General features: G+C 71.6%; 12 protein-coding genes, 1 pseudogene and 1 riboswitch. Of the genes and pseudogenes, 5 read left to right on the forward strand and 8 right to left on the reverse strand.

What is annotated here, in order from left to right; all coding sequences use genetic code 11:
* Positions 1 to 222 precede the first annotated feature (222 nt).
* Positions 223 to 2,226 (forward strand): DNA helicase RecQ, encoded by a 2,004-nt coding sequence (recQ, locus tag SAVERM_RS25035; RefSeq protein ID WP_037647946.1) that lies wholly within the window; start codon positions 223 to 225, stop codon positions 2,224 to 2,226.
* Between the two features lie 78 nt (positions 2,227 to 2,304).
* Here the strand turns inward: recQ and SAVERM_RS25040 are convergent, their stop codons facing one another.
* From SAVERM_RS25040 to fahA, 7 genes are all read right to left on the reverse strand, one after another.
* Entirely contained in the window at positions 2,305 to 5,124 is a 2,820-nt protein-coding gene (locus SAVERM_RS25040; RefSeq protein WP_010986272.1) for a fumarate reductase/succinate dehydrogenase flavoprotein subunit, read from the reverse strand.
* Positions 5,125 to 5,189: 65 nt separating this feature from the next.
* On the reverse strand, positions 5,190 to 6,002 hold the full coding sequence (locus tag SAVERM_RS25045) for an ABC transporter ATP-binding protein (RefSeq protein WP_010986273.1): 813 nt from the start codon (positions 6,000 to 6,002) through the stop codon (positions 5,190 to 5,192).
* The gene (locus SAVERM_RS25050) at positions 5,983 to 6,852 is read right to left on the reverse strand and encodes an ABC transporter permease (RefSeq protein WP_010986274.1); all 870 of its coding nucleotides are present in this window, start codon (positions 6,850 to 6,852) and stop codon (positions 5,983 to 5,985) included. Before SAVERM_RS25050 ends, SAVERM_RS25045 begins: the two co-directional genes overlap by 20 nt.
* The gene (locus tag SAVERM_RS25055; protein ID WP_010986275.1) at positions 6,849 to 8,195 is read right to left on the reverse strand and encodes an ABC transporter substrate-binding protein; all 1,347 of its coding nucleotides are present in this window, start codon (positions 8,193 to 8,195) and stop codon (positions 6,849 to 6,851) included. The genes SAVERM_RS25050 and SAVERM_RS25055 overlap by 4 nt, the downstream gene beginning before the upstream one ends.
* Before the next feature lie 15 nt (positions 8,196 to 8,210).
* The gene (locus SAVERM_RS25060; protein ID WP_010986276.1) at positions 8,211 to 8,438 is read right to left on the reverse strand and encodes a 4Fe-4S dicluster domain-containing protein; all 228 of its coding nucleotides are present in this window, start codon (positions 8,436 to 8,438) and stop codon (positions 8,211 to 8,213) included.
* A gap of 74 nt (positions 8,439 to 8,512) precedes the next feature.
* Positions 8,513 to 9,292 (reverse strand): GntR family transcriptional regulator, encoded by a 780-nt coding sequence (locus tag SAVERM_RS25065; RefSeq protein WP_010986277.1) that lies wholly within the window; start codon positions 9,290 to 9,292, stop codon positions 8,513 to 8,515.
* A gap of 371 nt (positions 9,293 to 9,663) precedes the next feature.
* On the reverse strand, positions 9,664 to 10,887 hold the full coding sequence (gene fahA, locus SAVERM_RS25070) for a fumarylacetoacetase (protein WP_010986278.1): 1,224 nt from the start codon (positions 10,885 to 10,887) through the stop codon (positions 9,664 to 9,666).
* Between the two features lie 186 nt (positions 10,888 to 11,073).
* On the opposite strand from fahA, the gene SAVERM_RS25075 reads away from it, so the two are divergent.
* The 4 genes and pseudogenes from SAVERM_RS25075 (at position 11,074) to SAVERM_RS25085 (ending at position 14,715) form a co-directional block, all read left to right on the forward strand.
* A complete protein-coding gene (locus SAVERM_RS25075) occupies positions 11,074 to 12,351 on the forward strand; it encodes a carboxylate--amine ligase (protein ID WP_242432178.1) in 1,278 nt (425 codons plus the stop codon).
* A 49-nt stretch (positions 12,352 to 12,400) separates the two neighbouring features.
* Complete coding sequence (locus SAVERM_RS25080) at positions 12,401 to 13,603, forward strand: FAD-dependent oxidoreductase (protein WP_010986280.1); 1,203 nt, start codon at positions 12,401 to 12,403, stop codon at positions 13,601 to 13,603.
* A 42-nt stretch (positions 13,604 to 13,645) separates the two neighbouring features.
* Positions 13,646 to 13,750 (forward strand): annotated as a pseudogene (locus SAVERM_RS44905) (phosphotyrosine protein phosphatase); the annotation flags it as partial.
* A 152-nt stretch (positions 13,751 to 13,902) separates the two neighbouring features.
* Positions 13,903 to 14,715, forward strand: coding sequence for a Cof-type HAD-IIB family hydrolase (locus tag SAVERM_RS25085; RefSeq protein ID WP_010986281.1), 813 nt, complete (start codon positions 13,903 to 13,905; stop codon positions 14,713 to 14,715).
* A 17-nt stretch (positions 14,716 to 14,732) separates the two neighbouring features.
* On the opposite strand, the gene SAVERM_RS25090 is transcribed toward SAVERM_RS25085, so the two are convergent.
* Positions 14,733 to 15,209 (reverse strand): transglycosylase SLT domain-containing protein, encoded by a 477-nt coding sequence (locus tag SAVERM_RS25090; protein ID WP_010986282.1) that lies wholly within the window; start codon positions 15,207 to 15,209, stop codon positions 14,733 to 14,735.
* A gap of 3 nt (positions 15,210 to 15,212) precedes the next feature.
* Positions 15,213 to 15,378: riboswitch (cyclic di-AMP (ydaO/yuaA leader) on the reverse strand.
* Positions 15,379 to 15,653 lie beyond the last annotated feature (275 nt).

A 15,653-nucleotide genomic window follows, 5' to 3' on the forward strand; every position in this document is an offset into this window, starting at 1 on the left:
GGGTCGGCGCCCGGCCGGGATACGTACGGGCGCCGACCGGCTGAGCGGCGCCGGGTACGCGGCGGAGCCGGCGACGGGAGCCGGGCACGCAGGGGAGCCGGCGACCGGAGCCGGGCACGCAGGAGAGCCGGTCGGTCGCAGCCTGTGGATAACTCCGACGGTGTCGGCGCGGAGCCCTATGGTGGCTGTCGTGGGCGAAGCACGACGGACGGGGGACAGGCGATGGGCGGGACGGGTGTGGTGACCGGAATGAGCACGGCGGAGGCACTGGACGAGAGCGAGGCGCTGACCACGCTTCACCGCGTCTTCGGGTACGAGGCCTTCCGCGGTGAGCAGGAAGCGGTCATCGAGCACGTGGTGGCCGGCGGCGACGCGGTCGTCCTCATGCCGACCGGCGGCGGCAAGTCGCTGTGCTACCAGATCCCGGCCCTGGTCAGACCCGGTACGGGGGTGGTCGTCTCGCCCCTCATCGCGCTGATGCAGGACCAGGTGGACGCGCTGCGGGCGCTGGGCGTGCGCGCCGGGTTCATCAACTCGACGCAGGACTTCGACGAGCGGCGCACGATGGAGGCCGCGTTCCTGGCCGGGGAGCTGGACCTGCTCTACCTGGCTCCGGAGCGCCTGCGGCTGGAAGGGACCCTCGATCTGCTCTCACGCGGCAAGATCTCGGTCTTCGCCATCGACGAGGCGCACTGTGTGTCGCAGTGGGGTCACGACTTCCGCCCCGACTATCTGGCGCTGTCGCTGCTGGGCGAGCGGTGGCCGGACGTGCCGCGGCTCGCGCTCACGGCGACGGCCACGCACGCGACGCACCAGGAGATCACCCAGCGCCTGGGCATGCCGACCGCCCGGCACTTCGTGGCGAGCTTCGACCGCCCCAACATCCAGTACCGGATCGTGCCCAAGGCCGACCCCAAGAAGCAGCTGCTGTCCTTCCTGAGCGACGAGCACGCGGGCGACGCGGGCATCGTCTACTGCCTCTCGCGGAACTCGGTGGAGAAGACGGCCGAGTTCCTCTCCCGCAACGGTATCGAGGCGGTGCCGTACCACGCGGGCCTGGACGCGGGCACCCGTGCGGCCCACCAGTCCCGCTTCCTGCGTGAGGAAGGCCTCGTCGTGGTCGCGACGATCGCCTTCGGCATGGGCATCGACAAGCCGGACGTGCGGTTCGTCGCCCACCTCGACCTGCCGAAGTCCGTCGAGGGCTACTACCAGGAGACAGGCCGTGCGGGCCGCGACGGACTGCCGTCCACGGCCTGGATGGCCTACGGGCTGAACGACGTCATACAACAGCGGAAGCTGATCCAGGGCGGCGAGGGCGACGAGGCGTTCCGGCGCCGGGCCGCCGCCCACCTGGACGCGATGCTGGGGCTGTGCGAGACGGCACAGTGCCGCCGCGGCCAGCTGCTCGCCTACTTCGGCCAGGACCCGCAGTCCGGCGGCTGCGGCAACTGCGACACATGCCTCGTGCCGCCCGACACCTGGGACGGCACGATCGCGGCGCAGAAGGTGCTGTCCACGGTGTGGCGCCTGGAGCGGGAGCGACGCCAGAAGTTCGGTGCGGTGCAGATCATCGACATCCTGCTGGGGCGGCGCACGGCGAAGGTGATCCAGTTCGACCACGACCAGCTGTCCGTGTTCGGCATCGGCGAGGAGCTGACCGAAGGAGAATGGCGCGGAGTCGTACGGCAGATACTGGCGCAGGGGCTGCTCGCGGTCGAGGGCGAGTACGGGACGCTGGTGCTGACGGAGGCGAGCGGGACGGTGCTGCGGCGCGAGCGGGAGGTGCCGCTGCGCAAGGATCCGCCGAAGCCGACGGCATCCCGGTCCTCGGCGGGCTCCGGCGCGGGCTCCGCCAAGGGCGAGCGCAAGCCGAAGGCGGCCGTGGCCGAGCTCTCGCCGGAACTTCAGCCGGCCTTCGAGGCCCTGCGCGCCTGGCGCGCCGAGCAGGCGCGCGAGCAGGGCGTCCCGGCGTACGTCATCTTCCACGACGCCACGCTCCGGGAGATCGTCACGGCGTGGCCGTCCTCGGTGGCGGAGCTGGGCACCATCAGCGGGGTGGGCGAGAAGAAGCTGGCGACGTACGGGGAGGGCGTGCTGGGGGCACTCGCCGCGCTGGGCGGGACACCCGGTGATGACACCCAGAAGTCCCCGACGGCCGAAGCCGAGCCGGCTCCGGACTGGCCCGAGATGGACGAGGAACCGGAGCCGGAGGAGTGGATGTAGTGCGGGGGACAGCCCCTGATCAGCCCGCGTCAGCAACCCTGCGGGTCAGTACACCTGGCACGGTGGACCGGCCGTCCGTCACAGGGCGCGTGACGCGTACGCCCTGACGTCCGCGTCGGAGTCGGTGGTGGCGGTGGCGAGGGCCGCGCGGGCGTCGGGGGAGCCGGGTCCCTCGGATTCCGCGTGGCGGACCAACGCCAGTACCGCCGCCTTGCGGACGTCGGCGTTCGGGTCGGCGAGCGACTTGGACAGGGCGGGCACGGCAGCGTCGGCGGCCGCCGCGGACAGTGCGGTGGCGGCGCCGGAGCGGACCTGCCAGGCGGCGTCGGACCGGGCGGCGACGGCCCGGGCGGTCAGCAGCGGCGGGCACCCGGTGGCGGCCAGCGCCTCGAAGGCGGCGGCGCGGACGAGTGCGTCGGTGTCTCCCGTGAGCCGGTCGAGGGCGGCCAGGACACCGTCGTCGGTGGAGTCCGCTGCGGTGGGGCCGGCGGGGTGCTTCGAGCCCAGGGTGGCCAGGGCTTTGGCGACGGCGACGCGGACCTCCCGGGAGGGGTCGGCCGCGGCGAGGAGCAGCGCCCGGTCCGCGTCGACGGAGACCAGTGCCCGTACCGCTTCGATGCGGACCGCGGCCTCGGTGTCGGCCAGCGCGGCGGCGAAGAGGCCGGTGTCTCCCATCCGCAGGGCTCGCAGCACGTCGAGGGCGGCGGCACGGACGACGGGATCGTCGTGGGTGACGGCGCGGGTGAGGGGTTCGCCCAGGGCCGGTTCGGGGGTGAGGGTCTCGACGAGTTCACGGAGGGAGGCCGCGGCGGTGGTGCGTACGGCGGGGTGGAGGTCGGCGAGCGCGGTGGCGAGCGCCGGGCCCGTGCCGGGCGGCACGGTTTCGGTGAGGATCGTGACGGCCGTTCGGCGGACGGCGGGTTCGGGGTCCGCCAAGTACGGTGCGACGGTCGCGAGGTCGGCGTCTTCCTCCGCGAGGGCGAGGAGTTCGAGCAGCCGGGGCGAGGTGACCTCGCTCGCGCCACTCTCGTCCTCGCCGGTGATCCCCGTGGTCCCTGTGGTCCCCGTGATCCCGGGGGTGTCCGTTATCCCGGTCGTGAGGGGCTCCGGCGGTGAGGCCATCGGTGCCGTCTCCCGGGCCCCCGCCGTGGCCACTCCCTCCGGGTGCACCTCGCCCAGATGGCGCGAGGCGCCCCCGGTCGGGGTGAATTCGTCGACCGGGACCAGGTACGGGGCCACGGGTCGGGCCGTGAACTCCATGGAGCCGGAGGGGGACTTGTGCAGGTCGAGGTGGTGGAACCAGGACGCGTCGTCGCGGGCCGGGTGGTCCGTGCGGTCGTGGTACAGGCCCCAGCGGGACTCCGTGCGGGCGAGAGAGGCGCGGGCCGCCATTTCCGCGCAGTCGCGGATGAAGGTGACTTCGGCGCAGCGCATCAGTTCGTGCGGGGTGCGGGCGCCCATCGCGGCGATGTCCGCGCGCATCCGCTCGAAGGACTCCAGGGCCAGGGACAGGCGGGCGCCGGACTTGGGCGGGGCCACGTAGTCGTTCACGAAGCGGCGGAGTTTGTACTCGACCTGGGGCTGCGGCGGGCCGTCCGGGTGGCGCAGTGGGCGGTAGATCAGCTCGTGGGCCTCGTGGAGTTGGCCGGCGGGCAGCTCGCCCTCGTACGCCCGGAACCGGGACGCGTCCGCGCCCGCCAGGTCGCCGAAGACGAATGCGCCGATCATGTAGTTGTGCGGGACGCAGGCCAGGTCGCCGGCGGCGTACAGGCGCGGCACGGTCGTGCGGGCGTGCTCGTCGACACGTACGCCGGAGGCCGAGTGGCCGCCGCACAGGCCGATTTCGGAGATGTGCATCTCGATGTCGTGGGTGCGGTAGTCGTGTCCCCGGCCGGAGTGGAAGGTGCCGCGCGTGGGGCGTTCCGTGGTGTGCAGGATCGACTCCAGCGCGGTGATCGACTCCTCCGGGAGGTGGCTCAGCTTGAGGTAGACCGGTCCCCGGTCGGAGGCGACCTCGGCCGCGAACTCCGCCATCATCTGGCCCGACCAGTAGTCGGAGTCGACGAAGCGTTCGCCGTGCCGGTTGACCTGGTAGCCGCCGAAGGGGTTGGCGACGTAGGCGCAGGCCGGCCCGTTGTAGTCCTTGATCAGCGGGTTGATCTGGAAGCACTCGATGCCGGTCAGTTCGGCGCCCGCGTGGTACGCCATCGCGTAGCCGTCGCCCGCGTTCGTCGGGTTCTCGTACGTGCCGTACAGATAGCCGGAGGCGGGCAGACCGAGCCGGCCGCAGGCTCCCGTCGCCAGGATCACGGCGCCCGCCCGGACGGAGACGAACTGTCCCGTACGGGTGTTGAAGCCCGCCGCCCCCACGGCGCGCCCCTCGGCCGTCAGTACGCGCACCGGCATCACACGGTTCTCGATGCGGATGCGTTCGCGCATCTCGCGCCGCCGCAGCTGCCGGTACAGGACCTTCTTGACGTCCTTGCCCTCGGGCATCGGCAGGACGTACGAACCGGAGCGGTGGACCTGGCGGACCGCGTACTCGCCGTGTTCGTCCTTCTCGAACTTCACGCCGTACGACTCCAGCCGCTGCACCATCGCGAAGCCGCGGGTGGCGGTCTGGCGGACGGTGGACTGGTCGACGATGCCGTCGTTGGCGCGGGTGATCTCGGCGACGTAGTCGTCGGGTTCGGCGCGGCCGGGGATGACGGCGTTGTTGACGCCGTCCATGCCCATGGCGAGGGCGCCGGAGTGGCGGACGTGCGCCTTCTCCAGCAGGAGGACGTCCGCGCCGTGTTCGGCGGCCGTCAGCGCGGCCATCGTGCCGGCCGTGCCGCCGCCGATGACGAGGACGTCGCAGCTGAGTTCTTCGGCGTCGGTGAGGGCGGGGATCTCCACCGGGGTCCCTTTCAGGTACTGGGCTTCAGACAGGGGGTTTCAGGCAGTCAGGTGCTTCAGGTGCTTCAGGGGCCGAGTGACGTGAGGACCTCGCGCCGCAGGGCGTGCCGCGCCGGGTCGTCGTGGGCCGAGCGGTCGCGGGGGCGCGGCACGTCCCGTACGCCGAGGAGGCGGCCCGCGCCGAGCAGGGCCACGCGGTCGCCCAGGAACAGGGCTTCGTCCACGTCGTGGGTGACGAAGACGACGGTGGCGCCGGTGCCGTGCAGCACCTCGACGAGGAGGTCCTGCATGCCGGCCCGGGTCTGGGCGTCGAGGGCGCCGAAGGGTTCGTCCATGAGGAGGGCGCGGGGCCGGCCGGCCAGGGCGCGGGCGAGCTGGACACGTTGGCGCTGGCCGCCGGACACGTGGTGCGGCAGTTGTCGGTGCTGTGCGGCGAGTCCGACGCGGGCGAGCCAGGCCGCGGCCTGTTCCCGTCGCGCGGGACGCCGGACACCCCGTATGGACAAGGGGAGTTCCACGTTCGCGCGCAGGGTGCGCCAGGGGAGCAGGGCGTCCTCCTGGAAGACCAGCGCGCGTTCGGCGCCGGGGGAGGTGAGGGGGCGGCCGTCCTGTTCCACGGTTCCGGCGAGGGCGGGCAGCAGCCCGGCGAAGGTGCGCAGCAGGGTCGACTTGCCGCAGCCGGAGGGCCCGACGACGGTGAGGATCTCGCCGGGGGCCACCTCGAGGTCCACCCCGCTGAGCGCGGGGGTGCCCGGGCGGCCGAGCGTGGCCGAGCGCAGGACGAGCCCGGCTCCGGACGCGGCTCCGGGCGCGGCTTCGGCCCCGGTCTCGCTCTTGGCTCCGAGTCCGGCTCCGGGATCAGCGGACAAGCTGGTCACGGGGCACCTCCTCCTCGGTCTTCGGACCGGCGGTGACGACGGCGGGCGCGACGGGTGGTGCGGTGGCGCGTACGCGTGCGCCGGGGACGTACGACGTACGGGGCAGCCAGCGCGTCAGCCGGCGGCCCGCGACCTCCACGGCGGTGGATGTCGCCCAGCCCAGTACTCCGATCGTCACCATGCCGACGAACACCCCGGGGTAGTCCACGACCGTGTAGTCCTGCCAGGTGCGGTAGCCGACGCCGTACTGGCCGGAGATCATCTCGGCGGAGATCACACAGATCCACGAGACGCCGATGCCGACCGAGAGGCCGCCGAAGATGCCGGGCAGCGCGCCCGGCAGGACGACCGAGCCGAGGACCCGCCACCGTCCGGCGCCCATGGTGCGAACCGCCTCCTCCCACACCGGAGTCAGGGCGCGCACGGCGTGCCGGGTGGAGACCAGCACCGGGAAGTACGCGGCTGTGCAGGTGATGAAGACGATGCCCTGTTCGTTGGAGGGGAAGAGCAGGATCGCGACCGGGACCAGCGCGATCGCCGGGATCGGGCGGAGCACTTCCAGCGGGGGGCCGAGGAGGTCCTCGGCGAGGCGGGAGCGCGCCACCAGGACGCCCGTCGCCACGCCCAGGACCGCCGCCAGCAGAAAGCCGGTGAGGATGCGGGTGAGGCTGTCGGTGAGGTCCGTCCAGTAGTCGTCGCCGCCGAGGCGGCCGGCGAAGGCGCGGGCCACGTCGGCGACCGTCGGGAACTGGGAGAAGCGCAGCCACAGGTCGACGTTCCGGCTGGTCAGCAGCTGCCAGGTGGCGAGCGCGGCCGCCAGGGAGCCGATGCGCAGCGCATAGCGGGTCATGAGGCCGCCCGGGCCAGCGCCGCGGCGTACGAGACGGTGCGCGCGCCCTGGTGCCCGGCGACGTACGCCCGAGCGGTGGCCGGTGCGACGAACGGGAGCAGCCGGTCGCCGTCCGCCACCCACACCGCCTTGTCCGCGAACCACGGGGTGCCGGTGGTGGCGTCGGGGACGTACGCGGCGCGGATGCCGTCACGATGTGCGGCCAGATGGCGCAGCAGCGCGGTCGGGGTGGCGAAGGAACGGGTCCGGGTGGCGCCCTTCGGCCAGACCTCGCTCGCGGCCGGGGCGGGCGCCGCGGTGAGTCCCGCGGTGTACGACGAGCCGAGCGCCTTCTTCGCGTACCGGTCGTCGACAAAGGCGTCCACGTCGACATTTCCGATCAGTTTCGCCGACTTCAGGACCGACACGTCCTGCTTGAGCGCCGAGATCAGCCGCGGCTTCAGCGCCGGGTCGAAGGTGGCGATGCCGTGCGCGCCGTTGTAGAGGTAGACGACCTCGGCGGGCAGGCCGGTGGCTTCGGCGACCTTCTCGGCGGCGGTGACGGGGTGGTCGTTCAGATAGTCCGTCGCCTCTGCCTGGGCCTTCAGGAAGGCTTGGAGTACGGCGGGGCGGCGCTTGGCGAAGTCCTCGCGGGCCGTGACCCCGTGGAACGTCGGCAGGTTCAGTTCCGCGCCGTCGTACAGGGCCTTGGCCTTGCCCTGGTAGGCGAGCAGGCCCGGCCAGGCGACGAACTGGGAGAGGGCGTCCGCGCTGCCCGCGGAGAGTGCCGAAGCACCTACCGCGGGCTGCTGGTTGAGCTTCTCGATGCCCTTGTCCGGGTCGATTCCGGCGCGCCGCAGGGCGCGTACGAGGGTGCCGTCGGCCGCCGAGCCGATGCTCGTCGACACCTTTTTGCCGCGCAGGTCCTTGAGGGACGCGAGGTGCGAGTTCGGCGCGGTGACGATGGTGTTGAGGCCGCCGCGCAGGTTGTAGCCGGTGACCGAGACCAGGTGGGTGGGCTTGCCGAGCTGCGTGCCGCGGGCCGCGTTGATCAGCAGGGGGAAGTCGCCCATCGAGCCGATGTCGATCTTCCCGGCGGTCATCTGGGCGGTGATGGGGGCGCCGGTGGCGTAGTCCTGCCACTTCACCTTGTAGGTGACGCCGTCGCCCAGGGAGTTCAGCTCCCGCTCGAAGGAGCCGAGCGAGCGGAGCAGGGTGCCCGCGGTGACGGTGTTGATGGTCTTGGACTGGTAGCCGACGGTGACGGTGACCGTGTCGCCGGAGCCGGCCCGCGTGTCACCGCCGCAGCCGGTCAGCGGGAGGAGAAGGGCACCCGCCGCTACTGCAACTGTCGTGCGTTTCATGGAAGTTCGGGCCTCTCACCGGAGCAGATAGGGCATGTTGACCGTGACCGCGCCGGTGGGACAGCGGGCCGCGCACGGGCCGCAGTACCAGCACTCGTCGACGTGCATGTACGCCTTGCCGTTGCTCTCGTCGATGGCGAGGGAGTCCAGCGGGCACATGTCCACGCAGAGCGTGCAGCCGTCGATGCACTTCGACTCGTCGATGGTCACGGGCACGTCGGCCCGCTGGGGCGCCAAGGGCATGGCTGTCTCCAGGAATCAGTACGGCGAGGGGATGGCGGGGCTACAGGGATGGCGGGGCTACGGAGATGCCGGGGCTACCGGGAGCGGTGCAGCAGGCCGCTCATCGTGATGCGGTCGCCGCGGAAGCGGATGAACTCCAGGTCGACGGGGCGGCCGTCGGCGAGGTGGGTGAGCCGTTCCAGCATCAGTACGGCCGCGCCGCGTGGTGCCTGGAGTACGGCGGCCGAGTGCGCGTCCGCGTTCACCGCCTCCAGGGTGATCTCGGCGTGCCCGAGGGGCTGTCCGGTGATCGCTTCCAGGAGCCGGAAGACGTCGGTGTTCTCCAGGTCGGCGCCGAGCAGGGCGGTGCCGAGGTCGAGCGGGACGTAGGTGAGGTCGAGGGAGAGGGGGAGGCCGTCGAGGCGGCGCAGCCGCTCGATGTAGAGGACGTCGGCGCCGGGGGGTACGCGCAGGCGTTCGGCGACCGGGGCGGGGGCGGCGACGGGGCCGACCGTACGGATCTCGTTGCTGACCTGGCCGTGTTCGCGCAGGGTCTCCGCGAGTCCCATCAGCCGGTCGAGCCCGTGCGGGTACTTCTGGGCGACGACGACCGTGCCGACGCCGGGGAGCCGTTCCACGAGACCCTCGGCCCTGAGGAGGTCGAGGGCCTGGCGGACGGTGCCCCGCGTGGCGCGGTAGTCGGCGCCGAGGGCGGCCTCGTGGGGGAGGGTGCCGTCCGGGAAACCGCCGGTCAGCACTTGGTGACGGAGCAGGTCGGCGAGTTGCCTGGCCCGGTCCGCGCGCAGCCTTCGCCGGTGGGCGGCGACGGTGGTCGCGCCCTGGCCGGCGTGGTCTCGGATGCGTTCGGCGGGCATGGGTCGGACGATACCGACGGGCTCGCGGGTGTGGTGTTGCCGGAGTGTTGCGCCACCTGCCGCTCCGTCGGACATGCCGTTGACCTGCGGGTTCGGCGGAGCCGGGGCAAGATCTGCCACCGTTCTTCGAAGCGTGCCGTTTTCGAAGCGCGCCGTTTTTCGTGGCATGCCGTTCGTCGAAGCGTGCCGTTCGCCCGAGTGTGCCGCTTCGCGGGGCGATCGCCGAAACGGCTGGAGCTCTGCTGACGTCAAGCCCGTGAAAGTCCCGGACGGACGACGTGCACTCACCGCCGTTGGCGCCGCTGATCGCGGCCTGTGTCAAGACCTGTGTCCAGCGGTGAGTGCAAGGCCCCGTCGGCCGAAGGGTCGTGTCAGACGGTCGGCACCACGCGGCCGGTGACCTCGCCGAGGCCCACCCGCGTCCCGTCCGGCCCCGGTGCCCACGCCGTCAGCGTCACGACATCCCCGTCCTCCACGAACGTCCGCTTGCCGTCGGGGAGTTCGAGGGCGTCCCGGCCGTTCCAGGTCAGCTCGAGGAGGGAGCCGCGCTGGTTCTCCTGAGGGCCGCTCACCGTGCCCGAGCCGTACAGGTCGCCCGTCCGCAGCGACGCCCCGTTCACCGTCATGTGCGCGAGCTGCTGCGCGGCCGTCCAGTACATGGTGGAGAACGGCGGCTCCGAGACCGTATGACCGTTGATCCGGACGGAGATGCGCAGGTCGTAGCCGCCCGGCTCCTCGTCCGCGTCGTCCAGATAGGGCAGCAGCGGGTAGGTGCGCGCCGGGGGCGCCACCCGCGCGTCCTCCAGCGCGTCCAGTGGGGTGATCCACGCCGACACCGACGTGGCGAACGACTTGCCGAGGAACGGGCCCAGCGGGACGTACTCCCAGGCCTGGATGTCGCGCGCCGACCAGTCGTTCAACAGGCACAGCCCGAAGACGTGGTCCCGGAAGTCGCCGAGGCCCACCGACCGGCCCATCGGCGACGGCGTACCCACCACGAAGCCGACCTCCGCCTCGATGTCCAGCCGGACCGAAGGGCCGAAGACGGGCGCCGCGTCCGTGGGGGCCTTGCGCTGGCCGGACGGGCGTACGACCTCCGTGCCCGACACCACCACCGTGCCGGAGCGGCCGTGGTAGCCGATCGGCAGATGCTTCCAGTTGGGGGTCAGGGGGTCGGGCGCGTCCGGGCGGAAGATCTGCCCGACGTTTCGCGCGTGGTTCTCGGAGGCGTAGAAGTCGACGTAGTCGGCGACCTCGAAGGGCAGGTGCAGGGTCACCGAGGAGAGCGGATGCAGGAACGGTGCGACGGCCTCCTGGTGGGCGGGGACCGTCACCCACGCCGTGATCGCGCGCCGCACGTCCGACCATGCCGTGCGGCCCGCCGCGAGGAGCGCGTTGAGGGTCGGCCGCGCCAGCAGGGAGGCGTACGGGGAGCCGAGTGCGCGGGCTGCCGCGCCCGCGTCGAGCACGTGGTCGCCGAGCCGGACGCCCACGCTCCGGTCGGCCTGCTCGCCGGAGCCCGCCGGGGAGAACACGCCGTACGGAAGATTGTGCGGGCCGAAGGGATCGCCCTCGGGGACATCGAAGGGGGGCATCGGGTGCTGCCTCGCTTTCCGTGTGGTTGCGGCACACGTTACGGGTGCGTTGCCGCTCTTGGGCAGTGCCTAAAGAGTTCGCAATGTCCGAATAGGTCTTGTCGGAGGGTTCAATTCCGGCTTAGCGTCCTTTGGGGACATGGACGGGGTGGGTCCGGTCCGTAGGGGGGACACGTGGGGGGACCCGTGGCCAGAAGCACCGGCAGCGTGCCGTTCGACGCGGACCGTGACGTGCCGGGGCTGATCGTCAAGTTCGGCGACTACCCGCTGCATCACGGCGGTGTGGGCGCCATCCGCAGCCTGGGACGGCTCGGCATACCGATGTATGCGATGACCGAAGACCGTTACACGCCCGCGGCGGCCTCGCGCTATCTGCGCCGCGCCTTCGTCTGGCCGACCACCGGAACGGAGGAACCGGAACGGCTCGTGGAAGGGCTGCTGCGCATCGGGCACCTGATCGGCCGTCCGGCCGTCCTCATCCCGACCGACGAAGAGGCGGCCGTCCTGATCGCCGAGCACCAGGAGGCACTGGCCGACCGGGGCCGCTTCCTCTTCCCGCGGGTCGACGCCAAGCTCCCGCGCCGGCTCGCCAGCAAACAGGGGCTGCACGAACTGTGCGTGGAGCACGGCATCCCCAGCCCGGCGGCCGCCTTCCCGCAGTCGTACGACGACATCGTGCGCTTCGCCGAGAAGGCCCGCTTCCCGCTCGTGGCCAAGAACCGCGAAGCGTTCGTCCGCCGGTCCCGGCCCGCGGTGAACGGCACGACGCGGATCGCCACCCGCGAGGGACTGCTCACGCTCGCCCGCGACTGGGGCGACCACCCCGGAGTGATCCTCCAGGAGTACCTGCCGAGAGAGGAGGCCGAAGACTGGATCGTGCACGCCTACTTCGACGCGGACTCGACCCCGCTCGCCATGTTCACCGGCGTGAAGGTCCGCTCCTGGCCGCCGCACGCCGGGATGACGGCGAACGCGTACGTCGTGGACAATCCGGAACTCGCCGACCTCGCCGCGCGTTTCATCAAGCAGATCGGCTTCAGCGGCGTCATCGACCTCGACCTGCGCTTCGACCGGCGCGACGGCCAGTACAAGCTCCTCGACTTCAACCCACGGATGGGCGCCCAGTTCCGCCTCTTCGAGAACGAGTCGGGGGTGGACGTCGTCCGCGCCATGCACCTCGACCTGACCGGGCGCACGGTTCCGGAGGGGGAACAGCGCGCCGGCCACCGCTACATCGTGGAGAACATCGACCTGCCGGCCCTGCTCGCCTACCGCCGCAGCGGCTATACGACGCCGCACGCGCCGGCCCGCGCGAGCGGTACGGAGCTGGCCTGGCTCGCGGGTGACGACCTGCGGCCGTTCTTCACGATGCTCGCGCGCTTCGTGCGGCCGGGCGCGAAGCACCTGTATCAGCTGTGGCGGACCAACCGCCGCGGCGGCACCAACAGTTCCACTGCGAAGTAGGCACGAGTGCGCGCTCCGCGCCGCACCGCACGTCCTGGGGAGGGACTTCGTGATTCAACCGGTAGCAGTCATCGGTGCCGGGCCGTTCGGCCTGTCCACCGCGGCCCATCTGAGGGCGCGCGGTATCCCGGTCCGCGTCTTCGGTGATCCCATGGTGAGCTGGCGCGACCACATGCCCGCCGGAATGCTGCTGAAGTCGACTCCGGCGGCATCCACCATCGACGCCCCCCAACGCGGCCACCGCCTCGTCGACTACTGCGACGCGGCCGGCATCGCCCGGCTCGTCACGGACGAGGACATCATCCCCGTGGAGACATTCATCGGGTACGGGCGGTGGTTCCAGGAGCAGCTGGTGCCCGGCCTGGAGCAGGTGCGGGTCGTCTCGGTGGACCGCAAGGCGGGCGGTGGCTTCGAACTCAAGCTGGACTCGGGTGAGTTGTTCACCGCGCGGGCGGTCGTGGTGGCGACGGGCCTGTCCGGGCTGGCCCATCTGCCCGCCGAACTCGCGGGAGCGGCCGTGGACGGCCCCACCCCCACCGGCCCGGTCTCGCACAGCTCCCAGCACCACGACCTGAGCCGGTTCGCGGGCAAGGAACTCGTGGTCGTCGGCGCGGGCCAGTCCGCGCTGGAGACCGCCGCGCTGGCCGCCGAGGCGGGTGCGCACGTGCGCGTGGTCTCCCGGGGCCGGGGCAGGGTGTCCTTCGGCGCGCCGCCGTGGAAGCAGCCGAGGCTGCGCCCCGAGTCGCCCTTCGGCCGCGCCTGGTCGCTGTGGGCGCTGAGCTACTACCCCCACCCGTACCGGTATCTGCCCGCCGAGGCCCGCCACTACCTGGTACGCCGGGTGCTCGGCCCGCTCGGCGCATGGTGGCTGCGGGACCGCTTCGAGGGCAAGGTGGAGGTGCGTGAGGTGGCGTCCGTCGCCCGCGCCCACGCGTCCGAGGGATCACCGGTCCTCACACTCCGGACACACGGCGGCCGTACGCAGGAGCTGCCGGCCGACCATGTCATCGCGGCGACCGGCTACCGCGTCGACATCGCCGCGATGGACTTCCTCGGGCACGAGCTGCGCACGGAACTGGTGGTGAGCCGGGGCACGCCGAAACTGGGCGCGGGGTTCCGGTCGTCCGTGCCGGGCCTGTACTTCACGGGCCTGCCGGCCGCGGCGTCGTACGGACCGGTGATGCGCTTCGTGTGCGGTACCGAGTTCGCGTCCCCGCGCCTGGCGAAGCACCTGGCGGGGGCGCACGGCTGAGGCGGCGGCCGCACCGAAGGGGCGCGCCGGGAATCGCGCCCCTTCCTCGGCCGGACGCTCGACGACCCGGCGGGTCAGGGCGTCGACGCCGTACGCCCGGTCCGCGACGAGAGCGAACGGCGGGTGGGCGGTCTGCCGGCCGAGCTGTCCCACCGACCCCGCCGGACGGTCAACGGCCCCCGCGGCCGAACGCCCCCGCGATCAACGGCCCCTGTGACGGGCGTCGTTGCGCACGAGATACCGGACGTCGTCCGGTTCCCGCCGGGCCGATGGGGCGTTCGATCCGTATCCTCTCGATCATGGCCGCTCCCACCGCATATTCACTCATCGCCACTGACCTGGACGGAACGCTGCTGCGCCGCGACGACACGTTCTCCGACCGGTCCCTCGCCGCGCTGGCGAGGGCGGCCGGGGCCGGCGCCCAGCACCTCGTGGTGACGGGACGGCCGGCCCCCAGGGTGCGACCACTGCTCGACGCCCTCGGCACCAGGGGGCTCGCGGTGTGCGGACAGGGCGCGCAGCTGTACGACGCCGGCGCGAACCGTCTGCTGTGGTCGGTGACCCTGGACCGTGAGCTGGCCGAGACCGCGCTCGGCAAGATCGAGGCCGAGGTCGGAGAGGTGTACGCGGCCGTCGACCAGGACGGCGTGGACGGGCTGACGCTGATCGAGCCGGGCTATCTCATGCCGCACCCGACGCTTCCGGCCGTACGGGTGCCGCGGCGGGACGACCTGTGGACCGAGCCCATCAGCAAGGTCCTGCTGCGCCATCCCCTGCTCTCCGACGACGAGTTGGCGTCCGAGGCCCGCGGAGCCGTCGGTTCGCTCGCCACGGTCACCATGTCGGGACCCGGCACCGTCGAACTCCAGCCATGCGGCATCACCAAGGCGACCGGGCTCGCCCTCGCCGCCGATCACCTGGGCCTCACCCCGGCGCGGACCATCGCCTTCGGCGACATGCCCAACGACATCCCCATGTTCGACTGGGCGGCCCACGGCGTCGCCATGGCCAACGCCCATCCCGAGCTCAAGGCCGTCGCCGACGAGATCACCACGTCGAACGAGGACGACGGCATCGCCGTCGTCCTCGAGCGGTTGTTCCCCGGCCGGTAAGCGGCCGGAAGGTCGGCTCAGTACGCCCCGAAGACGTTGTCGATCGAGCCGTACCTCGCGGCGGCGTAGTTGCACGCCGCCGTGATGTTCGCCACCGGGTTGTAGGGGTCGAACGCGGTGCCGGGCACGTGGTACGCGGCGAACGTCGGGTCGATGACCTGGAGGAGACCCTTGGACGGGGTGCCCTTCGCGGCGTTGGAGTCCCAGTTGTTGATGGCGAGCGGGTTGCCGGACGACTCGCGGATGACGTTGCGGTAGATGCCGTTGTACGTGCCCGGAATGTTGTGCTTTGCCATGATGTCCAGGGACTCACGGATCCAGCCGTCGAGGTTGTTGGTGTACGTCACGGCGGAGGACGGAGCGGCCGCGGTGGTGGCGGGGGTGGCGGCGGACGCGCCGGTCGCCCCCAGGAGCGGCAGGGCGAGGACGGCGACACCCGTTCCCGCGACGGCGAGGGTGCGGGCGAATCGGGCGGGCATGGCGAACGCGGGCATGTCGAATTTCCTCTCCGGCGCCTGCGAGGTGAGCTGTCGGGTTCGGGCTGGAGATGCCCGGCCGCGTCCGAGGACGCGGCTTCACCCCGAGCCGCTCCGGCGTGGTGACCGGACGGCGACTTACCTGGTTTCCCCGCTCCTGCCGTGCGTGAGTGAGTGGTGGATTGATCGGGCGGCGGCAGGATTTGGCGATCCGCCCGGGTCCGGAACGTATGCGAGAGCACATGTCGGGAACAAGTGGCGAAATCACAGCACGGTGTATTTGACCTTGATGCCAGGCAAAAGGATCATTTGATGCATTAGGGAGACAGGGGTCAACTTGCCTTTCGCAAAGGGGAAGTTGACGTTCCGGATGTGGGGTGGCGATCCACGCCCGCGTGACCCAATTCACGTGCGTGGATGGAATTTTACGGAGCTACCACCCAATACGGGCAACTCGGGCAC

Source organism: Streptomyces avermitilis MA-4680 = NBRC 14893, assembly GCF_000009765.2.
GTDB classification, from domain to species: domain Bacteria; phylum Actinomycetota; class Actinomycetes; order Streptomycetales; family Streptomycetaceae; genus Streptomyces; species Streptomyces avermitilis.